Origin of the sequence: Streptomyces sp. NPDC048196, assembly GCF_040652715.1 — a bacterium.
Classification (GTDB): domain Bacteria; phylum Actinomycetota; class Actinomycetes; order Streptomycetales; family Streptomycetaceae; genus Streptomyces; species Streptomyces siderophoricus.
Window position 1 is genome coordinate 1 of sequence record NZ_JBEZMM010000068.1, and the last position, 21145, is coordinate 21145.

General features: G+C 74.9%; 16 protein-coding genes and 1 pseudogene. 8 read left to right on the plus strand and 9 right to left on the minus strand.

What is annotated here, in order from left to right:
- Positions 1 to 738 precede the first annotated feature (738 nt).
- The gene (locus AB0E02_RS35565) at positions 739 to 1428 is read right to left on the minus strand and encodes a GDSL-type esterase/lipase family protein (protein ID WP_362147669.1); all 690 of its coding nucleotides are present in this window, start codon (positions 1426 to 1428) and stop codon (positions 739 to 741) included.
- Positions 1429 to 1551: 123 nt separating this feature from the next.
- Here AB0E02_RS35565 and AB0E02_RS35570 point away from each other — a divergent pair, with 123 nt between their 5' ends.
- Entirely contained in the window at positions 1552 to 2574 is a 1023-nt protein-coding gene (locus AB0E02_RS35570) for a hypothetical protein (protein WP_362147672.1), read from the plus strand.
- Between the two features lie 14 nt (positions 2575 to 2588).
- Here the strand turns inward: AB0E02_RS35570 and AB0E02_RS35575 are convergent, their stop codons facing one another.
- From AB0E02_RS35575 to AB0E02_RS35585, 3 genes and pseudogenes are all read right to left on the minus strand, one after another.
- Positions 2589 to 2999, minus strand: coding sequence for a PPOX class F420-dependent oxidoreductase (locus AB0E02_RS35575; protein ID WP_362147675.1), 411 nt, complete (start codon positions 2997 to 2999; stop codon positions 2589 to 2591).
- 196 nt (positions 3000 to 3195) lie between these two features.
- The gene (gene serC, locus AB0E02_RS35580) at positions 3196 to 4314 is read right to left on the minus strand and encodes a phosphoserine transaminase (RefSeq protein WP_030415720.1); all 1119 of its coding nucleotides are present in this window, start codon (positions 4312 to 4314) and stop codon (positions 3196 to 3198) included.
- Between the two features lie 763 nt (positions 4315 to 5077).
- Positions 5078 to 5857: pseudogene (locus AB0E02_RS35585) on the minus strand (WYL domain-containing protein); the annotation flags it as partial.
- A gap of 54 nt (positions 5858 to 5911) precedes the next feature.
- Here AB0E02_RS35585 and AB0E02_RS35590 point away from each other — a divergent pair.
- Positions 5912 to 7432, plus strand: a complete 1521-nt coding sequence (locus AB0E02_RS35590; RefSeq protein WP_362147678.1) for an FAD-dependent oxidoreductase — start codon at positions 5912 to 5914, stop codon at positions 7430 to 7432.
- 27 nt (positions 7433 to 7459) lie between these two features.
- Positions 7460 to 10378 carry an FAD-binding and (Fe-S)-binding domain-containing protein gene (locus tag AB0E02_RS35595; protein WP_362147681.1) on the plus strand — a complete coding sequence of 973 codons (2919 nt, stop codon included), beginning with the start codon at positions 7460 to 7462 and terminating at the stop codon, positions 10376 to 10378.
- 40 nt (positions 10379 to 10418) lie between these two features.
- On the opposite strand, the gene AB0E02_RS35600 is transcribed toward AB0E02_RS35595, so the two are convergent.
- The 3 genes from AB0E02_RS35600 to AB0E02_RS35610 form a co-directional block, all read right to left on the minus strand.
- On the minus strand, positions 10419 to 10844 hold the full coding sequence (locus AB0E02_RS35600; RefSeq protein ID WP_362147684.1) for a VOC family protein: 426 nt from the start codon (positions 10842 to 10844) through the stop codon (positions 10419 to 10421).
- 28 nt (positions 10845 to 10872) lie between these two features.
- Positions 10873 to 14229 (minus strand): molecular chaperone Hsp90, encoded by a 3357-nt coding sequence (locus AB0E02_RS35605; RefSeq protein ID WP_362147687.1) that lies wholly within the window; start codon positions 14227 to 14229, stop codon positions 10873 to 10875.
- Between the two features lie 151 nt (positions 14230 to 14380).
- A complete protein-coding gene (locus AB0E02_RS35610; RefSeq protein ID WP_362147690.1) occupies positions 14381 to 15286 on the minus strand; it encodes a DUF3027 domain-containing protein in 906 nt (301 codons plus the stop codon).
- Positions 15287 to 15470: 184 nt separating this feature from the next.
- On the opposite strand from AB0E02_RS35610, the gene AB0E02_RS35615 reads away from it, so the two are divergent.
- The 4 genes from AB0E02_RS35615 to AB0E02_RS35630 all read left to right on the plus strand — a co-directional run bounded on the left by AB0E02_RS35615 (position 15471) and on the right by AB0E02_RS35630 (position 19341).
- Positions 15471 to 17072, plus strand: coding sequence for an MFS transporter (locus AB0E02_RS35615; protein ID WP_362147693.1), 1602 nt, complete (start codon positions 15471 to 15473; stop codon positions 17070 to 17072).
- Positions 17073 to 17207: 135 nt separating this feature from the next.
- Positions 17208 to 17711 carry a hypothetical protein gene (locus AB0E02_RS35620; RefSeq protein ID WP_030812960.1) on the plus strand — a complete coding sequence of 168 codons (504 nt, stop codon included), beginning with the start codon at positions 17208 to 17210 and terminating at the stop codon, positions 17709 to 17711.
- Between the two features lie 35 nt (positions 17712 to 17746).
- Positions 17747 to 18493: a futalosine hydrolase gene (locus AB0E02_RS35625; RefSeq protein ID WP_362147723.1), complete on the plus strand. Its 747-nt coding sequence runs from the start codon at positions 17747 to 17749 to the stop codon at positions 18491 to 18493.
- Positions 18490 to 19341: a 1,4-dihydroxy-6-naphthoate synthase gene (locus AB0E02_RS35630; protein WP_362147695.1), complete on the plus strand. Its 852-nt coding sequence runs from the start codon at positions 18490 to 18492 to the stop codon at positions 19339 to 19341. The genes AB0E02_RS35625 and AB0E02_RS35630 overlap by 4 nt, the downstream gene beginning before the upstream one ends.
- Before the next feature lie 24 nt (positions 19342 to 19365).
- On the opposite strand, the gene AB0E02_RS35635 is transcribed toward AB0E02_RS35630, so the two are convergent.
- Entirely contained in the window at positions 19366 to 19749 is a 384-nt protein-coding gene (locus AB0E02_RS35635) for a cold-shock protein (RefSeq protein WP_033266409.1), read from the minus strand.
- 195 nt (positions 19750 to 19944) lie between these two features.
- On the opposite strand from AB0E02_RS35635, the gene AB0E02_RS35640 reads away from it, so the two are divergent.
- Positions 19945 to 20223 carry a hypothetical protein gene (locus AB0E02_RS35640; protein ID WP_362147699.1) on the plus strand — a complete coding sequence of 93 codons (279 nt, stop codon included), beginning with the start codon at positions 19945 to 19947 and terminating at the stop codon, positions 20221 to 20223.
- On the opposite strand, the gene AB0E02_RS35645 is transcribed toward AB0E02_RS35640, so the two are convergent.
- The gene (locus tag AB0E02_RS35645) at positions 20160 to 20825 is read right to left on the minus strand and encodes a haloacid dehalogenase-like hydrolase (protein ID WP_362147701.1); all 666 of its coding nucleotides are present in this window, start codon (positions 20823 to 20825) and stop codon (positions 20160 to 20162) included. The genes AB0E02_RS35640 and AB0E02_RS35645 overlap by 64 nt on opposite strands.
- Positions 20826 to 21145: the final 320 nt, after the last annotated feature.

Here is a 21145-nt window from a genome sequence, read left to right on the forward strand (position 1 = left end):
GGTGGTCTCGCGGTTGCGCCTGCGGCGGGCTGGGTGGTGTCGGGTGCGGTGACGGGCCTCCGGGGCCGGTTGTGTGGACTGCTGACGCTTTACGTCCACACAACCGGCCCCTCCGGCCCGTCCCCTCCCGTTGAGGGATGGGAAGAAGGTGAGTGGGGGTGGACGTTGAGGCTGCAAGGGGTTCTGGGAACCCCTAGGGGGAGGTCGAACAGATCCCGTAAGGGTCGCGAAGGCCCCCTTCGGGGCCACAACTCGACGCGCCGGGCGAGCTATTCCCACTGACCCGCAACACCAGGTGCATCCTCCACAACGCGCGCCCCCACCCACCCGCACACTCCCCCAACGGGAGGGGACGGGCCGGAGGGGCCTTGTTCGTGGACGTAAAGCGTCAGCAGTCCACGAATAAGGCCCCGGAGGTCCGTCACCGCACCCAACACAACCCAGCCCGCCGCAGGCGCAACGGCGAGACGACCCGCGGCGCGAGAGACGGGTACGTGCGGGGCGCCGCAAAGCGCGCAACGGTGAGCAAGCCCCACGGCGCAGCAGACGGGTACGTGCGACGCGCCGCAAAGCGCAACGGCGAGCGAGCCCCGCGGCGCCGCAGATGGCTACGTACGCGGCGCCGCAAAGCGCACAACGACGAGCAACCCCCACGGCGGGACAGCCAAGTACGTGGGCGGAAAGCCAAGCGCGCCACGGCCAGCTACCAGCAAGGCGCTGCGGCCAAGTACGTGGGGATCACCCCCGGGCCGCCTCATAAGGGCGGCCCACGCCCCACCCCTGGTGCATCGCGTCGGCGAACGACGCGGCGAGGAGGTGTTCGCCCCGTTCGGAGGGGTGGGTGCCGTCGTAGGTGGCCAGGTCGATGTGCCAGTCGGCCGGCTCGGAGGCCAGCAGGAGCGGGGAGGTGGGGGTGGAGAGGTCGGCGACGGCCTTGGCCAGGAGTTCGTTGAAGTGTGCGCACTCCGCACCGAACGCCGGGTCCGCCGCGGCCCGTACGTTGCGGATGACCGGCATCAGTACCGCCCGTATGTGCGGTGCCGCGGCCCGTGCGCCGGCCACGAACTCGCGGACGTTCTGCGCCGTCTGGGCGGCGTTCGTGTAGAAGCCGAGGTCTATCAGGCCGAGCGAGACCAGCAGGGTGTCGGCCCGGTGCCGGCGTACCGTCTCGCCGATCACCGGCGCCATGTGCAACCAGCCCTCGCCCCACCCGGCGAGGTGCCCGCGGGCGGATTCGGGGAAGTCCGGATCGCGGTAGGCGTGCGAGGTGGCGGCGTCCTCGGCCGGTTCGTGGAGCGTCCGGCGCGGCCCGACGATCCGGTACGGGCCGCCGAAGCAGGCGTTCAGGTGCTGCCACATCCGGTATCGCCAGGTGAAATCGCCGGCGCTCCCGATCGTCATCGAGTCGCCGACGAACATGATCCTCATCCGGCCATGATGTCCGAGAACCCCTACTGCGGGGTACGTGACGCTGGCCACGTCCGGTGCGCCCGGGCTGCCGCCGCGGCCTCCCGGGTCCGCGCCCGGTCCCGCGGATGGCAGTCTGTGCCCATGCGTTCGCTTCTGTGCGCGGCCGGTGCCGCGGGGGCCTTGTGGGTGGGGGCGGTGGCGGTGGTGCCGGCCGCCGCCGATGAGCCGGACGGCTTCACGATCGGCGATCCGAGGATCACCGAGTCCAGCGGGCTGGCCGCCAGCCGCGCGCACCCCGGCATCTACTGGACCCACAACGACAGCGACGACGGCCCCTACGTCTACGCCGTGGACGGCCGGACCGGCCGGACCGTCGCCCGGATCACCCTGCGCGGCATCGGGGCGCCGCGCGACGTCGAGGCGATCTCGCTCGGCCCGGACGGCGACCTCTACCTCGGCGACATCGGCGACAACCTCGGCGGCAGCTGGAACCACGTCTGGATCTACCGCTTCCCGGAGCCGAAGCGGCTGCGCGACGCGACGGTGACCGCGACCCAGTACACCGTGAAGTACGCCGACGGCCCGCGGGACGCCGAGGCGCTGATGGTGCACCCCCGGACCGGCCGGGTCTACCTCGCCAGCAAGAAGCAGGACGGCACCGGCGCGCTCTACGAGGGCCCGCGACACCTCACCTCCTCCGGCACCAACACCTTCCGCAAGGTCGCGCCGGCCGAGCTGTGGGTGACGGACGGCGCGTTCTCCCCCGACGGCACCCGGCTGGTGCTGCGCGGCTACTTCGGGGCGCGGATCTTCCGCTGGGCGAACGGCCGCCCGAAGGACCTCGGCAGTGTGGGCGTGCCGATCCAGCAGCAGGGCGAATCGGTCACCTTCACCCCGGACGGCCGGACGCTGATGTACGGCTCGGAGGGCCGGGACAGTGACGTCACGCCGGTGGGCCTGAGCGGCAGTCAGCTGCCGGACTCGGCCCGGTCGGGTGAGGGGGAGGACGGTGGGACGTCGGGCAGCTCGGGCAACTCCGCTGCGGATGAGGGGAGTTCGGGGGGCAAGGGTCTCGGGCCGAGCTACGCCAAGGGGGCGCTGGTCCTGGTGGTGGCGACGGCTTTGGTCGTGGTGGTGCGCAGGCTGCTGCGGCGGCGCTCGTAGGCAGGTAGGGCGTCCTAGGAGGTGCCGTCCGGCGCCGGGCGCAGTTCGTAGTGCAGGGTGCGCTCCCGCTTCAGCCGGTGCAGCACGGGCACCAACAGGCCCTGGATGAGCGGGTACTTCCGGGTCAGGGAGCGCTCGGCCCGGCGGTATTCGCGGGTCTGCGGGTCCAGCAGGCGCACCCGGGCGTTGACGGTGGGGCCGGTGGGGCGGCCGCGCCAGGTGCAGGCGCAGATGTCCACGTCCGGGAAGTTCCGCATCCGCTTGGCCTTGCCGGCGCTGCCGTACGTGCGGAAGTAGGCGTGGTCCCCGTCGACGGCGAGGTTGACGGGGGTGCCGACGCCGGTGCCGTCCCGCTTGTAGGTGGTCAGCAGGACGGCCCCTTGCCGCTCGAAGGGGGCGAGGCCGGGGCTCGGGGGAGTCGTCATGCCCCCATACAGGCATATCCGGGCGGTTTCGTCACTCCGCGATGCCTCCGTACGGGTGGTGCTTCGGCGGCCCGTTCGGGTGGTCGTGCCCTCGGGGCGCATGGCCGGCGCCGGCATGCGACAGGCCCCGGCGGTCGCCCGCCGGGGCCTGACGTGAGGTGCGGCTCGGAACCTGCCGTTACCGCTGGACCTGCCGTTACAGCTGGCCGATGACGTAGTCGATGCAGGCCGTCAGGGCCTCGACGTCCGACGGCTCGATCGCCGGGAACATCGCGATCCGGAGCTGGTTGCGGCCGAGCTTGCGGTAGGGCTCGGTGTCGACGATGCCGTTGGCGCGCAGGACCTTGGCGACGGCGGCGGCGTCGACCTCGTCGGTGAAGTCGATCGTGCCGATGACCTGCGAGCGCTTGGCCGGGTCGGTGACGAACGGGGTGGCGTACTTGGCGTCCTCGGCCCAGCCGTAGAGGGTGCGCGAGGAGGTGGCGGTGCGGCGCACCGCCCAGTCCAGGCCGCCCTGGCCGTTGATCCACTCCAGCTGCTCGTTGAGCAGGAAGAGGGTGGACAGCGCCGGGGTGTTGTACGTCTGGTTCTTGCGGGAGTTGTCGATCGCCGTGGGGAGCGAGAAGAACTCCGGGACGTGGCGGCCGGAGGCGTGGATCCGCTCGGCGCGCTCGATGGCGGCCGGGGAGAACACGCCGATCCACAGGCCGCCGTCGGAGGCGAAGGACTTCTGCGGGGCGAAGTAGTAGACGTCGGTCTCGGCGATGTCCACCGGGAGGCCGCCGGCGCCGGAGGTGGCGTCGACCAGGACCAGGGCGCCCTCGTCGGCACCCGCCACCCGCTTGATGGGGGCGGCGACACCGGTCGAGGTCTCGTTGTGGGTGAAGCCGTAGACGTCCACGCCCTGCTCGGCCGACGGCTCCGGGTGGCTGCCCGGGTCGGCGGAGATGACAGTGGGCTCGTCCAGCCACGGCGCCAGCTTGGCGGCCTTGGCGAACTTGGAGGAGAACTCACCGAAGGAGAGGTGCTGGGACTTGCGCTCGATCAGGCCGTGCGTCGCGACGTCCCAGAACGCGGTCGAGCCGCCGTTGCCGAGGACGACCTCGTAGCCCTCGGGGAGCTGGAAGAGGTCGCGTACGCCGTCGCGCACCTTGCCGACCAGGTTCTTGACCGGTGCCTGGCGGTGGGACGTGCCGAGGAGGGAACTGCCGGTGGCGGCCAGGGCGGCCAGCGCCTCCGTCCGCACCTTGGAGGGGCCCGCGCCGAAGCGTCCGTCGGCGGGCTTGATGTCAGCGGGAATCTGGATATCAGCCACGGAGGAAGCCTAATCCGTCACCGTGCGCACTCCGGCGGCACGTCCAGACGGTGAGATGGCGGCGCGTCGTCGGTGGACGGCGGCCACGGCGCGGCGGGGAGGCCGGGCGGTGGGGCGGCCGGGTGCCATGCGGGCTGCCGTGGGCTACCTGGGCGGCGGTGGGCTTGGGCTACGGGGGCGGGGGGTCGGCGGCGTACAGGGCGGCGATGCCGGCCGCGGCCTCGGCCAGCACCCGGCGGGCCTCGGGCGGATCGAGCACCTCCAGCGCGTCGCCGAACTGCAGCAACTGCCGCACGGCGCGCAGCACGGGGAAGGCCACCTCGATGACGGCCCACTCCTCGTCCCCGTTACGGTCGTCGGTCCCGTTACGGCCCTCGTTCCCGTTCCGGTCCTCGTTGCCTTCCCCGTTACGGGCTTCTTTCCCGGGCCCGTCCCCATCGCCCTTCCCGTTACCGTCCTCGTTCCCGGGCCCGTCCTCGTTGCCCTCCCCCTTACGGTCTTCTTTCCCGGGCCCGTCCCCATCGCCCTTCCCGTTACCGTCCTCGTTCCCGGGCCCGTCCTCATTGCCCTCCCCCTTACGGTCTTCTTTCCCGGGCCCGTCCCCATCGCCCTTCCCGTTACCGTCCTCTTTCCCGGGCTCGCCCCTGTTGCCCTCCCCGTTGCCGTCCTCGCTCCCGGGCGCGTCCCCGTCGCCGTGCCCATTCCCACTCCCACTCCCCTTCCCGTTCCCGGGGCCGTCCGGGTCACCCGTACGGGGCGGGCCGGTCAGTGCGCTGCCCAGGATCCGTATCGCGAGGTCCAGCCGGTCGCGGCGGATCCGGGCGGTCACCCGGACGTCCGCGGGCCGGTCCTCCACCTGGCGGCGCAGCTGCTGCCAGACCTCGGCCAGCTCGACGCCCGGCCGGCGCCGCACCGGGGCGTCGGTGACGGCCGCGGACGTCACCCGGTCGGCCCGGAACAGCTGCGGCCGGCCGCGCCGGTCGGCGACGAGGTACCAGGTGCCGGCCTTCGCGACCAGCCCGTACGGGTCGACGGTGTACGTCCGCAGGCGGGTCTCGCCGCTGTGGCGGTACCGGATCCGCAGCCGCAGGTCGGTGAAGACGGCGGTCTGCAGGGCGTCCAGGTCGGCCGCCGGGCGGGGGCCGCCGAGCCAGCGGTCCGGGTCGACGAGGATGCGGCGGCCGGTCAGTTCCGCGGCCGGCCGGTGCGGGGCGGGCAGCGCCGCCATCACCTTGCGCAGCGCCGAACCGAGCGCGTCGTCCAGTCCGAGGGCGGTGTGGGCGCCCTGCGCGGCCAGGACGAACAGGGCGCGCGCCTCGTCGGTGGTCATTCCGGTGACGTCGGTGCGGAAGCCGGGCAGCAGGGCGATGCCGCCGTGCCGGCCGCGTTCGGCGTAGACCGGCACGCCGGCCGCCGACAGTGCCTCGACGTCGCGGTAGACGGTGCGGGGGGAGACCTCCAGCCGCTCGGCGAGCTCCCTGGCCGGGACCCGGCCGCGGGTCTGGAGCAGCAGCAGGATCGACAGCAGACGGTCCGACTTCACACCCCGATTTATATATGACGGCCGGTGTCAACTTATGCCGCGAGAGTGCGGGGCATGGAGATCAACGACCCCGCCCCGCAGACCGCCGCCCCGGCGCCCACCACGCTCGACACCGCCACGCTCGCCGGCACCGTCGCGCTCGCCGACCCCCCGCTCGACACCGCCGCGCTCGCCGGCCCCGCGCTCGGCACCGCCGCCCTCGCCCGGGCCGTGCGCGGCCCCGTGCTGCTCCCCGGCGACGACGGGTACGACGCCGAGCGCACCGGCTTCCAGCTGGCCGGCCCGCACCGGCCGGCCGTCGTCGTCGGGGCGGCGGGCGCCGACGACGTGGTCGCCGCGGTGCGGTTCGCCGGCGCGCACGGCCTGCCGGTCGCCGTCCAGGCCACCGGGCACGGCCTGGCCGCCGGCACCGACGGCGGGCTGCTGATCACCACCGGGCGGATGGCCCGGGTCACGGTCGATCCGGTGGCCCGCACCGCGCGGGCCGAGGCCGGCGCCGTGTGGGGCCAGGTCGTCGAGGCGGCCGCTCCGCACGGGCTCGCGCCGCTCAACGGCTCGTCCCCGGGCGTCGGCGTCATCTCGTACACCCTCGGAGGCGGGGTGGGCGTCCTGGCCCGCACCTACGGCTACGCCGCCGACCATGTCCGCGCCGTCGACCTGGTCACCGCCGACGGCCGGCTGCGCCATCTCACCACCGAGGGGGACCCCGAGCTGTTCGGGGCGCTGCTCGGCGGCGGCCACGGGCTCGGCGTGGTCACCGCGATGGAGTTCGCGCTGATGCCGGTGGCCCGGCTCTACGGCGGCCAGCTGGTGTTCGGCGCCGAGCACCTCGACGACCTCCTGGCCGCGTACCTGCGCTGGACCGGGACCGTTCCGGACGAACTGACCTCCTCCGTCGCCCTGATCGCCTACCCCGACCTGCCGCAGCTGCCGGAGCAGCTGCGCGGCCGGCACCTCGCGCACGTCCGCATCGCGTACACGGGCAGCGCGGAGCGGGGCGGGCAACTGGTCGCGCCGCTGCGGGCGGTGGGCCCGCGGGTCAGCGACGACCTGCACGAGATGCCGTACGCAAAGTCGCACACCATCCATCGTGATCCCAGCGATCCGCACGCCTACGACGGCGACAATGCGCTGCTCAGCGACCTGGACGCGGCCGCGCTGCGCCGGGTGGCACGGCTCACCGGGCCGGCCGCGCCGGTGATGTGCGTGGTCCAGCTCAACCACCTCGGCGGTGCCCTGGCCGCCCGGTCCGGCGCCGCGACCGTCGGCCACCGCGCCGCCCGTTACGCGCTGCGTGTCCTCTCGCCGCTCCAGGGTGACGACCTGGGGACCGTACGGGCCCTGCACGCCGAGGCGCTGGCCGCCGTCGAGCCCTGGCGGCTCGGCCGGAGCGTGAACTTCCTCTTCGGCCGTCACGGGGAGCGTCCGGACGCCGCGGAGGTCGCCCGCAGCGTCCAGGACACCGACGCGCACCGCCGGCTCGCCGCCCTCAAGTCCCGCCTCGATCCGCGCGACCTGTTCCGCTTCCACCCGGCCGCGGCCGCCACGCACGAGCACCCGCCGGCCGTCGCATGACCCCGCCCCAGTGGGCAGGCTGGAGACATGGCTGAGCGCACGCAGAGGGAGCAGCGGGACCTGGCGCGGGAGATGTGGGCGGCGGTGCGGGGGGAGGTGTCGTTCACCGCGGCCGACCGGGCGCTGATGACGATGGACGCGTCCAACTACCGCCGGGTGCCGCAGGCGGTGGTCGCCCCCAGGGACGCCGATGACGTCGCCGCGGCACTACGGGTGTGCCGGGAGCACGGTGTGCCCGTGGTGCCGCGCGGTGCCGGGACCAGCATCGCCGGGCAGGCAACCGGTGTCGGCGTGGTCCTGGACTTCACCCGCCACATGCGGCGGATCGTTTCTCTGGACCCCGGGGCGCGCACCGCCGTCGTCCAGCCCGGTGTGGTCCTGGACGACCTGCGGGCGGCGGCCGGCGTCCACGGGCTGACCTTCGGTCCGGACCCGTCCACGCACAGCCGCTGCACCCTCGGCGGCATGATCGGCAACAACGCCTGCGGCTCGCACTCGGTCGCCTGGGGCACCACCGCCGACAACGTGCGCGAACTGGCCCTGCTCACCTACGGCGGCGAGGGCGTCCGGGCCGGCCGCGGCACCGACGCCACCGGCGCCCCCACCGGTCTTCCGCCGCGCCTCCAAGGCGGCGTGAAGGCCCTCGTCGACCGCGAACTGGCGCTCCTGCGCACCGGCTACCCCGATCTCCCGCGCCGCATCTCCGGTTACGCCCTCGACGCGCTGCTGCCGGAACGGGGCACCGACCTGGCCCGCGCCCTCACCGGCAGCGAGGGCACCCTCGGCGTGCTGACCGAGGCGACCGTACGGCTCGTGGAGACCCCCGCGGCCCGGGCGCTCGCCGTCCTCGGCTACCCCGACGAGAGCGCCGCCGCCGAGGCCGCCCACACCCTGCTCGTCCACCGGCCGTTGACGGTCGAGGGGATGGCCGCCGATCTGGTGGGCGATGCGGAAGGGCTGCCCCGGGGCGGCGCCTGGCTGTTCGTGGAAATGGGCGGTGCGAGCCCCGCGGAGGCGGCCGCCCGGGCCGAGGCGCTCGGCCGGGCGGCGGCCGCGGACGGCAGCACCGACCACACGATCGTCACCGATCCGGCCGGGCAGCGGACGCTGTGGCGGATCCGCGAGGACGCGTCCGGCACCGCGACCCGGACGCCGGACGGCGCGGAGGCGTGGCCCGGCTGGGAGGACTGCGCCGTCCCGCCCGCCCGGCTCGGCCCCTATCTGCGTGACTTCCGTGCCCTGCTGGCGCAGCACGGCCTGCGCGGCACCCCCTACGGCCACTTCGGGGACGGCTGCATCCACATCCGTATCGACTTCGACCTGCTCACCGCGCCCGGCATCCGCCGTTTCCGCGCCTTCTCCCAGGAGCTGGCCGAGCTCGTCGTCGCCCACGGCGGCTCGCTCTCCGGCGAACACGGCGACGGGCAGGCCCGCGCCGAGCTCCTGCCGAAGATGTACGGGCCCGAACTCGTCCGTCTCTTCGAGGACTTCAAGGCCCTCTGGGACCCGGCCGCGGGCCTGAACCCCGGCATGCTCGTCCGCCCGGCCCGGCTCGACGACAACCTCCGCTTCGCCCCGCTCCCCCGGAACCCGGTGCCGGTCGCCTTCGGCTACCCGCACGACGACGGCGACTTCACCGCCGCCGTCCGCCGCTGCGTGGGCGTCGCCAAATGCCGCAACGCCGCAAGCGCCCCCGGCTCCGCGGACGTCATGTGCCCGTCGTTCCGCGCCACCGGCGAGGAACAGCACTCCACCCGCGGCCGGGCCCGGCTGCTGCACGAGATGCTCGCCGGCGAGGTGATCACCGACGGCTGGCGGTCCCCCGAGGTGCGCGACGCCCTCGACCTCTGCCTCTCCTGCAAGGGCTGCCGCAGCGACTGCCCGGTCGGCGTCGACATGGCCACGTACAAGGCGGAATTCCTCCACCACCACTACGCGGGCCGGCTGCGCCCCGCCGCCCACTACGCCCTCGGCCGCCTGCCCGAGTGGCTGCACCTGGCGGCGCCCGTCGCCCCCGCCGTCAACGCCCTGGCCCGCGCCCCCCTCGCCACCGCCCTGGCCGCCCGCCTGGCCGGCCTCACCCCGGAACGCCCGCTGCCGGCACTGGCCACGGAGACCTTCACCCGGTGGTGGTGGGACAGGCGGCGGGCCGCCGGGGCGGCGGGCTCCGCACCCGTCAACTCGGGCGGTCCCACCGTCATCCTCTGGCCCGACACCTTCACCGACCACCTCGCGCCCCAGGTCGGCCGCGCCGCCGTCCAGGTCCTCGAAGCGGCCGGACTGCGCCCGCTGCTCCCCCCGACGGCCCCGCTCCGCCCCGGCCTCCGCGTCCGCCGGCACCGCCCCCTGTGCTGCGGCCTGACCTATGTCTCCACCGGCCAGCTCGACCGGGCCCGCCGGGTCATGCGCCGCACCGTCGACACGCTGTCCCCTCTCCTCCGGCCCGGCCGGCCGCTCGTCGTCCTCGAACCGAGCTGCGCCGCGGCCCTGCGCACCGACCTTCCCGAGCTGCTCCCCGACGACCCCCGCGCCGCCCGTCTCGCCGCCGCCGTCCGCACCTTCGCCGAGACCCTGGAGCAGTACGCCCCCAGCTGGCGGCCGCCGCGCCTGGACCGCCCGGTCGCCGGCCAGACGCACTGCCACCAGCACGCGGTCCTCGGCGACGCCGCGGACCGCCGCCTGCGTGCCCGTGCGGGCCTCACCGGCGCCCTCTCCGGCGGCTGCTGCGGCCTCGCCGGCAACTTCGGCTACGAACGCGGCCACTACGAGGTGTCGGTCGCCTGCGCCGAGGACCAGCTCCTGCCCGCCGTACGTGAGGCCGCCCCCGGCACGGAGATCCTCGCGGACGGCTTCTCCTGCCGCACCCAGCTCCAGCAGCTCGGCGACCGGCGAGGGCGGCACCTGGCGGAGGTACTGGCGGAGGGGCTGGGGAACGGCGCCGTCTGAGGCCCCCGGCCGGCGCTTGCGGCACCGGCCGGACGCCCCTTCAGGCGATCGGCTGGCCGATGCCCAGGAGGTTGCCCTCGCTGTCGTGGAACCAGGCGCCGCGTTCGGAGTGGGCGTGCTTGGAGGGGTAGTTGCCGGCGATGTGGGCGATGCCGTCTTCCGTGTGGAGGCCGGGCGCGTCGACCTCCTCGAACGCCACACCGCGCGCTCTGAGCTGCGCGACGGTCGCTTCGATGTCGTCGACGACCCAGGCCATCTGGGTGAAGGTGCCGGGGGCGGCGCCGGTCGACCGGAAGATGACGAACTCGGCGCCCCCGCAGCGGTAGAGCAGGCCGCCGGGGCGTTCGTCGACGGGGGTGAGGCCGAGTTTTTCGGCGTAGAAGCGGCGGGCCCGGGCCAGGTCCTGGGCGGGGAGCCTGGTGGCCACCTGGGCCCGGGACAGGATGTCCGTGTTGGGGTGATTCACTCCGCTACTGTGCCGTCCGGCGGTGCCGTCAGTCGAACCAGCGCGCGCGTGCCAGTTCGTCTCCCCGGTCGGGCTCCTCCAGGAGGGCGGCGACCTCGAAGCGGCGGGGCCACTGGGCGGTGGCCCAGGCGAGGCCGGCGGCCACGCCCTCCAGGGTGGCGGCGTGGAGGGTGCCGTCGGGGGTCCAGCGCCAGTCGAGTTCGATGGTGGCGGCCGGGCCGGCGGCGGGGCCCGGGGCGGCGGTGACGAGGAGTTCCTCGTGTTCGTCGTAGGTGGACGGGGTGGTGGGGCCGAGGAGGGTGCGGACCGCCGCGGGGACCTCGTGGCGGACGCCCTCGGAGCGGACCTCGGCGGTGACCGCCTCGCTCAGGCGGCGCACCTGGAGGAGTTCCGCGAGGTCGGCGGCGCGGGACGGGCCGACCGGGAGCAGCGGCAGGCCGGTCGCGAGCGGCATCAGGTCGGGGGCGTCGGCGACGACCGCGTCGGCTGCGTCCACCACCCGCACCTCGGTGTCCACGACGGCGCGCAAGTAGTCGGGGAGGGTGACCTGGTCGGGGTCGAGGGTCGCCAGCAGGCCGTAGAGGGCGTGGAGTTGGGCGGCGCCGACGGGGTGGTCCGGGTCGGCGAGCCGGGCGAGGAGTTCCGCGGCGCCGCCCGGCTCGTCGAGGAGGGCGGCGGCGGAGGTGCGGACGCCGAGGGCGCGCAGCACCTGGGCGTCGACGTCCCCGGCGTCCGCGGACTCGTACAGGCCGGCCAGCAGCGGGTCGCCGCCGGCCGAACGCAGCCCGGCGGGGCGGCGGCCGTCCAGGACCGGGTGGCCGCGCAGCCACCAGGCCGTGTAGGGGCGGACGGATTCGGTGGTGCCGTCGGGGAGGAGGACGCGGACCGGGGCGGTCAGCGCGTCGCGCAGCGGCGGCCGGGAGAGCATGGCCAGGACCTCGGGCCAGGCGTCGTCGTCGACCAGGTCGAGGTCGCGGACGGCGACCAGTTCGGTGACGACCGGGGGGACCGGGGTGTCGGGGAGGGTGTCGAGGACGTCCTCGCACCAGACGTCGACGGCGTCGAGCAGGCCGACGTCGTCGGGCTCGGCGAAGTCCGTGTCCCGCGGCTCCAGCTCGTCCGGGTCGAGGACGACGTCGGTGGCGCGGACCAGGGCGAAGTCGGCCAGCACGCCGACCGCGGTCAGCGGCTGTTCGCCCCAGCGGGCCGCCAGCTCGGCGTCGCAGGCGGGCAGTTCGCCCTCGCGGATGACCCGTTCGAAGTCGCTGCCGGGGAGGACGAGTTCGCCGGCCGGGGCCAGTTCGCCGTCCTCGTCGGGGAGGGCGAGGGCGCCCAGCCAGGGCTCGTCGCCCGGGGCGAGGTTGGCGTCGCGGACCAGGGCGAGGACGGTGTCGGCGAGTTCCTCGGAGCCGAGCGGGCCGCCCGGGCCGGCGCCGCCGAGGTCGTCGTCGGGGAAGAGGTCGTAGGCGTCCTCGTCGGCGTCGAGGGAGTTCGCCACGGCGGCGCGCACCTGGGGCGTGGTCAGCACGGCGCGGGGCGCGGCGGGGGTGGCGCCGAGCTTCTCCAGGAGCGGGTGGACGGCCTCGGGGTGGGCGACCTTCAGGCCGAGCCGGGCGAGGGTGCGGTGCCGGGCGGCGGGGCCGCCGTCCTCGTCCGGGGCGCCGCCGGGCAGCGGCAGCAGGACCTGGCGGGGGCCGATGGTGGTGCGTACCGCGCCGTGCGCCCCGGCCGGGCCGGGTGTCGCGGTGCCGGCCAGGGGGACCGGCAGGCCGGTGAGGCGGTCGGGGTCGGTGCCGGCCAGCGCGTCGTAGAGCCGCCACCACCAGCCCGGCGGGCGCTCGACGCCGGCGAGCCGGTCGACCATCTCGCCGAGCGGCACCCGGGTCACGCCCAACGACCGCAGTTCCGGGCGGCGTTCGAGGCCGGCGGGGAGCAGGCTGGGGAAGAGTTCGGCGAGGACGGCGACGGTCGCGGCGCCCGCGCCCTCCAGCAGTTCGGCCTCGGTGGGCCGCAGGACGTAGCGCGGGGTGTCGTCGGTGCCGTCGACGCCGTCCCACTCGTCGCGCGGTGCGCCGCCCGCGGGACCGGGCTGCTCGCCGGCGTCGAACGCGCTGGTGGCGGGCGCTGCGGCGCCCGGCGCGGCGGCGCTCGGCAGGAAGCGGACCCGCGGCAGCAGGTCGAGCACCTGGTGGCGCAGCTCGCCGTCGAGGCCGCCCTTGCCCAGCGGGCCGGGTACCAGGTCGAGGGTGCCGACGGTCACCGGCTGCCAGCCGGCGAGCAGGTCCGCGTACGCGGCGGCGGCCCGTGCGACCAGAAAGTCCGCGAGCGGGCCGGGCGCGACGTGGCGGCGGGTCGGCTCCAGCGGGAAGGAGGCGATGAGCAGGGCGGGCAGGCCCAGCGGCTCGTCGGTGGGCGTCGGGGCGTGTACGACCGGTGCGGTCCGCGGGCGCGCCGGCGCGCCGTCGGCGTCCACCGGTACCGCCCAGGTCACCGACCAGAACGGGCGCAGCCGCTCCTCGACGGGCCGGTCGGCGAGCAGTGCGGGGTCCAGCCGGCCGCTGTCGGACGCCACCCGCCAGCGGGTGGTGCCGCGCTCACTGTCCTCGACCACGAGGTACGGGCCCTGCCGGGTCTGCCGCAACTCCCGTACGCCTTCGGGGGTTTCGACGATGACCTCGGCCAGGCCGGGGAGGGTGAGCAGCAGCGCGTCGTCGATGCCGGCGAGCAGCCGTTCGGCGAGGTCCTGGGCGGCGCCGTCGCGCAGCGGCAGGACGACGGCGGTGTCGTAGCCCTCGGGTGCGGTGCCCTCGGCGGGCAGCGGGAGCCGGAGCAGCGGTACGTGGCCCTCGCGGCGGCGCAGCTCACCGCCGAGGCCGGGGCTGTGGGCGGCCACTTCCTCGGTCATCGCGCGGGCCTCGGCCAGCGACCAGCGGACGCCGCCGGTGCGGCCGACCAGGGCCGGTTCGTCGCTGACGGACAGCACGGCGGCGAAGCCGACGCCGAAGCGGCCGACCGCGCCGGCGGCCACGCCGGCCTCCCGCTTGGCGGAGGCACGGAGGGTGGAGAGCGATTCGACGCCGGTGGCGTCGATCGGGGCGCCGGTGTTGGAGGCGACGAGGACGGCGGGGGCGTCGCCGTCGGCCGGGTGCAGGGTCAGCCGGAGCCGGCCGGGGACGCCGGCCCGGGCGGCCGCGTCCGCGGCGTTCTGCGCCAGCTCGACGGCGAGGCGGTCGCGGTAGCCGCCGAGCGCGAGGTCCTCCTCCGCGTTGGCGTCCTCCCGGAACCGGGCCGGCGAGGCGGCCCAGGCGTCCAGCACACCGCGCCGCAGACGGGCCGTCCCGAACGGGTCGCCGGCTGCGCCTCGCACCCACGACGTAGCTGCCACGTCTTCGTCTCCTCTGTGTCCGTCGGTTGCCCTGACGGTATCGCCCCACATCGGCGGCCGCGGCGGCGCGGCCGCCCCCGGCGGGAGGGGGAGGACAAGGGCCGGGGTCCGGCCGCGCGCTCGGCGCGGCCGGACCCCGGCCCGTGCGGTCTCAGCTGTGGCCCAGTTCCTCCGCGGGGCCCGCTTCCTCCACGGACCCTCCGTCGCGCTCCGGCCGCAGGGCCAGCGGTTCGACGACCGTTTCGTCGACCACCGGCGGCGCCGGTCGCGGCGGCTTGGGCATGACGGCGGCCTCGGAGTGGGCGCCGCAGCCGTAGGAGAGGGAGACCACGCGGCCGTCCGCGGGGGCGAACTCGTTGGCGCAGACGCCGAACGCCTGGCGCAGCGAGCCGGTGAGCGGGGTGAGGAAGCCGCAGGTCATGCAGGTCGCGGGGGCCGCCTGGGCCATCGGGGTCTTGGCGCCGAAGGCCTCTTCCCAGCGGTCGGCGGCGGCGTGCAGGCCGTAGCGGGACAGGACCCGGGCGCGGGCCATGCCGAGTTCCCCGGCGACGTCGGCGATGCCGCCGCGGGCGGGGGCGGGCTGGACGGCGGGCGAGCCGGGGAGGACGTCGGCCTCCTCGGAGTCGGCGACGTCGGCGGCCATGCCCTCGGCGACCGGGGAGTTCGGCGGCGGGACGTCCTCGCCGGTGTAGCCGGGCTCCAGGCGGAGGTCGTCGGCCTCGGTGGGGAGCAGGTCGCCGGGGCCCATGTCGCCGGGGCGGAGGCGTTCGCTCCAGGGGACCCACTCGGGGGCGAGCAGGGCGTCGGGGCCGGGCAGCAGGACCGTCTCGTCGAGGGTGACGACCTTGGCGCGGGAGGCGCGGGCGACGGTCACGGCCCAGCGCCAGCCGCGGTATCCGGGTTCGTTGCAGGCGAAGAGATGGGTGACGACGCGGTCGCCGTCGGCCACGACCTCGATGTGCTCGCCGACCATGCCGGGGAGTGCGGTCTCCTCCGCCGCCGCCCGGGCGAGGTCGACCGCCTCGGCGCACAGGCGGTCAGGGGTACGGCTTCGCATCGCAGCACTCACAAGAATCGATTCTCTCTTCCACGCCGTCTCACGAGTGCGCCAGCCGGAGCTGTCCTTGTCCGTCCGGAGGCCGGGGCGGGCGGAGCGGACCTGGGGACCGCGTCGACGTCCGCGCCCGATCGGTTGGTCGAGCGCACCTCTTACAACCCATTCTGCGGGATCGCGGATCGCAATGAGACACGCGGCCAAAACCGACCGCCGGTGGCGCGCTAGACACGCTACCCCTTCAACGGTGTACGACTCCTCGGAGGGAGCGGCAATTGGCAGCAGGTGGCGACGGCGGGCCGGTGCGCCCCGCGCGGCAAGTGGGAGGAACCGCCCCCTCTTGGGCGAGTTGGGGCACTATGGCCAGGTGGCTGCCGCGAGGGCGTCGAAGGTACGGAAGCCGCGCGCACCGACGCGCGGCGGGTTCGGCGGCAGCCGGGGGCGGCGGGCCGCGCGGGCGGTCGGGCGGGCGCTGCACCGGCCGTTCACCGGCGCGGCCCAGGGCGTGCGGCGGGCCACGCATGCGCACGGTGCGGGCGAGTCGGGGCTGGGCAAGCTGATCGAGCTGCACGCGGTGAACTCCGCGGGCGACATGCTGATCACCGTCGCGCTGGCGTCGACGGTGTTCTTCTCGGTGCCGACCCAGGAGGCGCGCGGCCGGGTGGCGCTGTATCTGGCGGTGACCATGGCGCCGTTCGCGGTGCTGGCGCCGGTGGTCGGGCCGCTGCTGGACCGGGTGCCGCACGGCCGGCGGGCGGCGATGGCCGGGTCGATGCTGGCCCGGGCACTGCTGGCGGTGACGATGTCGGGGGCGGTGGCGACCGGCGGTCTGGAGCTGTATCCGGCGGCGCTGGGCGTGCTGGTGTCGTCGAAGGCGTACGGCGTGGTGCGCAGCGCGGTGGTGCCGCGGCTGTTGCCGCCGCGGATCTCACTGGTGAAGGCCAACTCGCGGGTGACGCTGGCGGGGCTGCTGGCGACCGGGCTGGCCGCGCCGGCGGGGGCGGGGCTGCATCTGCTCGGGCCGCCGTGCCCGCTGTACGGGGCGTTCGTGGTGTTCGCGGTGGGCACGGTGCTGTCGTTCTCGCTGCCGCACAAGGTCGACTCGGCGAAGGGTGAGGGGCGGGCCCGGCTGGCGTCCCGGAACGGCAGTGCGGCGGGGGCGGCGGGGCGGGTGCCGAAGCCGGGGCTGCGGACGGTCGGGCCGTCCGTGCTGCACGGTCTGCAGGCGAACGCCGCGCTGCGGGCGCTGTCCGGCTTCCTGACGTTCTTCCTGGCCTTCCTGCTGCGTGCCCATCCGCTGGACGGGCTGGGCGCGGCGGCGTCGCTGGGGCTGGTGGCGGTGGCGGCCGGCACCGGCAATGCGCTGGGCACGGCGATCGGGGCGTGGCTGAGGGCACGCGGGCCGGAGCCGATCATCGCGGCGATGCTGGGGCTCGCGCTGTGCGCGACGGTGCTGGCCGCGGTGTTCTACCCGGTGCTGGCGGTGGTCGTGGTCACCGCGGCGGCGGCGGCCGCGGGGCTGTGCCAGGCGCTGGGGAAGCTGTCGCTGGACGCGATGATCCAGCGCGATGTGCCGGAGGAGGTGCGCACCTCGGCGTTCGCCCGGTCGGAGACGGCGCTGCAGCTGGCGTGGGTGGTGGGCGGCGCGCTCGGGATCGCGCTGCCGCTGGTCGGGGTGGTGGGCATGGCGGTGGCCGCGGGCCTGGTGACGGTGGGTGCGGCGCTGTCCGTTCGGGGGCTGCTGCAGGCGACGCGGCGGGGCGGTACGCCGGCGCCGCGGGTGGCCTGAGCGCGGGCGGGCCGGACCGGAAGAGGGTGCCTTCCCGATCGGGCCGGCGTGCTCGGGGGCGCCCCCTGGGGGCGTGCCGCGCGGCACGCCGCACCCGGGGGTGGCGTGGGCCGGGGCGCCAGATAGCCTGCCCGTATGACCGCTGCGTTGATCTCCTGGGGCAAGGGCCGCCGCGCCGCTGCCGCCATCGGTGCCGTGTCCCTGGGTCTGGTGACCCTCTCCGCCTGCGAGAAGCCGACCGCGCTCGCGACCGTGACCGTCGGTTCGTCGACGGTGACGGCCGAGGCCACCCCCGGCTGCGACGGCAACGGCAAGGAACTGTCCAGGAAGGCCGTGACCGCCTGCATCACCAAGAAGGGCGGCAAGACGATCACCGTGCACCCCGGTGAGAAGGTGCGCGTGGGGGTGGACCCGGACGTCGCCAAGTCCGGCTGGATCGTCATCGGTGCCGGGCCCGTGATGCGCGAGCCGAGCAAGCAGACGTACCGCAGCTTCGACGCGGACGCGCTGTTCATGCAGCAGAACCCGCAGACCGGTCAGACGACGTACACCAAGGACGTCACCCTGCAGGTCGCCGAGCTCCACGAGGGCGACGGCCCCACCACGATGTGGCACTTCACGCTGAAGCAGAAGGACTGAGCCCGCTGAGCGCGCCGAGCGACGCCGGGCGGCCGCTGCGGGTGCTGGCCGTCACCGCGGTGGCCGCCGAGCGCGACGCGGTGTGCGCCGCGGCGGAGTGCGGCGCGCCGGCCGTGCTGCCGGGCGGCTACGAGCTGTGCCGGGCGGACGGCGGGCCGGTGGCTTTCGACGTGCTGGCCGCCGGGGTCGGACCGGCCGCCGCGGCCGCCGGGACGGCCACCGCGCTGACCGCCGCGGCGCTCGCCGGAGCGCCGTACGACCTGGTGGTCTCGGCCGGTATCGGCGGCGGCTGGGCGCCGGACGCGCCGCTGGGCGCGGTGGTGGTCGCGGACGCGATCGTCGCGGCCGATCTGGGCGCCGAGACCCCGGACGGCTTCGTTCCGGTCACCGATCTGGGCTTCGGGACGGTGCGGCACCGCCCCGATCCGGCGCTGGTGAAGGCCGTCGCGGCGGCGGCCGGCGCGGTCACCGGCACCGTCGTCACGGTCTCCACGGTCACCGGCAGCGCCGCCCGAGCCGCCGAGCTGGCACGGCGTCACCCGGGGGTGCTGGCCGAGGCGATGGAGGGCTTCGGCGTCGCCGAGGCGGCCGCCGCGCACGGGGTGCCCGTGCTGGAGGTCCGGGCCGTCTCCAACGCCGTCGGCCCGCGCGACCGGGCCGCCTGGCGCATCGGCGGCGCGCTGACCGCGCTGACCGGCGCCTTCCGTACGCTTCCCGGAGCCCTGGTGGCCACCGCCGGGCCGGCTCCGGGCCCTGACCGTCCCGCCAGGAGGATTCCGTGACCCGGCCGCTGAACATCGCGTACTCGCCGTGCCCGAACGACACCTTCGTCTTCGACGCGCTGGCGCACGGCCGGGTCCCGGACGCGCCGGAGCTCGCGGTGACCTTCGCCGACATCGACCTCACCAACGGCATGGCCGAGCGCGGTGAGTTCGACGTGCTGAAGGTGTCGTACGCGGTACTGCCCTGGGTGCTCGACGACTACGCGCTGCTGCCCTGCGGCGGGGCGCTGGGGCGCGGCTGCGGGCCGTTGGTGCTGACCCGCGGGCAGGGCGCGGCGGCGGACCTGGCGGGGAAGACGGTGGCGGTGCCCAGCGAGCGGTCGACGGCGTACCTGCTGTTCCGGCTGTGGGCGGCGGCCGAGGTGCCGGGCGGGGTCGGGGAGATCGTGGTGCTGCCGTTCCACGAGATCATGCCGGCCGTGCGGGACGGCAAGGTCGACGCCGGTCTGGTCATCCACGAGGCCCGTTTCACGTACCAGGACTACGGGCTGGTGTGCCTGGCGGACATGGGTGAGCACTGGGAGCAGACGACCGGGCTGCCGATCCCGCTCGGCGCGATCATCGCCAAGCGGTCGCTGGGCGAGCGGGCGTTGCGGGAGCTCGCGGCGGCGATCCGGACGTCGGTGCTGATGGCCTGGGACGACCCGGAGGCGTCCCGTCCGTACGTGCTGGAGCACGCGCAGGAGATGGACCCGAAGGTGGCCGACCAGCACATCGGCCTGTACGTCAACGAGTTCACCGCCGACCTCGGTGAGGACGGTTATGCCGCGGTGCGCGGGCTGCTCACCCGCGCCGCGGCCGAGGGGCTGGTGCCGCCCCTCGGCCGGGATGCCTTGCGTTTCGTGTGAGGTGTGCCGGGTGGTCCGGTGCGGTCAGACGTCCAGCTGGTCGGCGACCGCCCGCAGCATGCCGGCGATCTTGGCGCCGTGGGCCTTGTCGGGGTAGCGGCCGCGCTCCAGTTGCTGGGTGACGTTCTCCAGGAGCGTGGTGAGGTCCTGGACGATCGAGGCGAGTTCGTCGGGCTTGCGGCGCTGGGCGGCGGCCACCGAGGGCGCGGGGTCGAGGAGTGTCACCGTCAGCGCCTGGTCGCCGCGCTGACCTGCGACGACGCCGAATTCGACGCGCTGGCCGGGCTTGAGTGCGGCTACACCGTCGGGCAGCACCGACGAGTGCACGAAGACGTCACCGCCGTCGTCGCGGGAGAGAAAGCCGAAGCCCTTCTCACTGTTGAACCACTTGACCTTGCCGGTAGGCACGTCTGTCCTCGTCCTCGTACTCGTTGGAAAAAACTTGGGCTGGTCCGCCGCGGAAGCGCGGAAGAAAAAACGGTCTGGATAGCAATGCAGCGGGCCGCAGGACCCGCCACCACCAAGGCTAATGGTCCCCCGGCCGGTGACAAGACGCCGCCGGGTGGATCCTCTGTGCTTCCGGTGCGGACTTACCCTGGTCAGGTGTCTGACGAAACGCCCCGCGCAGGGGATCTGCTGGTCCGAATCGGCGCGATCATGTTCCTAGTTGGCGCACTGGCCACTCTCGCCACCGTGACGCCGCTGTTCCTCGGAACCACGCCGCTGCCGTGGGGCTTCTACTGGCTGTGCATGCTGATGGGCGCCGGCTTCCTGGTCGCCGCGAGCGGAGTGATCCGCTCCGCGGTGGTCCAGCGGCGTCAGGCGGTGGCGGCCGCCGAGGGCTCCGCACCGTCCGCGCCCTCTGCGCCTTCCGCGAGGTAACGCGCCAGCCAGGCCGGGAACTCCGTCAGGTCGGCGAGCAGCACATCGGCGCCGGCCGCCCGCAGCTCCGCCGCGTCGCAGGGCCCGGTGGCCACGGCCACCGACAGCGCCTCGGCAGTGTGGGCGCCCCGCACGTCACCGGTGTGGTCGCCGACGTAGACCGTCGCGTCGTGGTCGCGCAGTGCCTCGGCCTTGGCCTCCGCCCACAGCGAGCCGATCACCGCGTCCGGTTCGAGGCCCAGGTGGGCCAGGTGGAGCTTGGCGTTCGGCTCGTACTTGGCGGTCACCACGATCGCCCGCCCGCCGGCCGCCTGCACCGCGGCGATCGCCTCGTGGGCGCCGGGCAGCGCGGGGGTGGGGGTGATGGCGTACTCCGGGTACAGCGCGCGGTACTGGGCGCTGATCTCCGCCACCCGCTCCGCGGGGAACCAGCGGCGGATCTCCTCCTCCAGCGGCGGCCCGAGCCGGGTCACCGCGGCGTCGGCGTCGACATGGGTGCCGGTCCGGGCGGACAGCACCTCGTAGGCGGCCTTGATTCCGGGGCGGGAGTCGATCAGCGTCATGTCGAGGTCGAAGCCGACCGTCAGGGGGTACGCAGCCATGCCCGCCATTGTGCCCGGGGGCCCGCGGCAGCCGGACGGTGGCCCGTGCAGGCCTCCCCGGCACCCCGGCCCGGAGGGACTGTTTTTCGCCGGCCCACCGATCCGGTATGATCATGATGAAGCTTCCGCCCGCGGGCGGGAGTCGCGCGTCTGTGGTCCAAGGAAAGACGTCCACCAACCGGTGGGAGATGCAGGTGCAAGGCCTGCCGGGCGCTCCACACACAAGGGCTCTTCCCCGTACGGGGAAGAGCCCTTTGCTGTTGCCGGCCGTTCGCCGCCATGTGCTCTGCGCCGCCCCTCGTGGGCAGGTCGACGGTTCG

Bases quoted from the DNA above. Each gene is read 5' to 3' on its own strand.
- AB0E02_RS35565 (WP_362147669.1), bottom strand. From the start codon at position 1,428: ATGAGGATCATGTTCGTCGGCGACTCGATGACGATCGGGAGCGCCGGC.
- AB0E02_RS35570 (WP_362147672.1), top strand. From the start codon at position 1,552: ATGCGTTCGCTTCTGTGCGCGGCCGGTGCCGCGGGGGCCTTGTGGGTG.
- AB0E02_RS35575 (WP_362147675.1), bottom strand. From the start codon at position 2,999: ATGACGACTCCCCCGAGCCCCGGCCTCGCCCCCTTCGAGCGGCAAGGG.
- AB0E02_RS35590 (WP_362147678.1), top strand. From the start codon at position 5,912: ATGGAGATCAACGACCCCGCCCCGCAGACCGCCGCCCCGGCGCCCACC.
- AB0E02_RS35595 (WP_362147681.1), top strand. From the start codon at position 7,460: ATGGCTGAGCGCACGCAGAGGGAGCAGCGGGACCTGGCGCGGGAGATG.
- AB0E02_RS35610 (WP_362147690.1), bottom strand. From the start codon at position 15,286: ATGCGAAGCCGTACCCCTGACCGCCTGTGCGCCGAGGCGGTCGACCTC.
- AB0E02_RS35615 (WP_362147693.1), top strand. From the start codon at position 15,471: ATGAGACACGCGGCCAAAACCGACCGCCGGTGGCGCGCTAGACACGCT.
- AB0E02_RS35620 (WP_030812960.1), top strand. From the start codon at position 17,208: ATGACCGCTGCGTTGATCTCCTGGGGCAAGGGCCGCCGCGCCGCTGCC.
- AB0E02_RS35645 (WP_362147701.1), bottom strand. From the start codon at position 20,825: ATGGCTGCGTACCCCCTGACGGTCGGCTTCGACCTCGACATGACGCTG.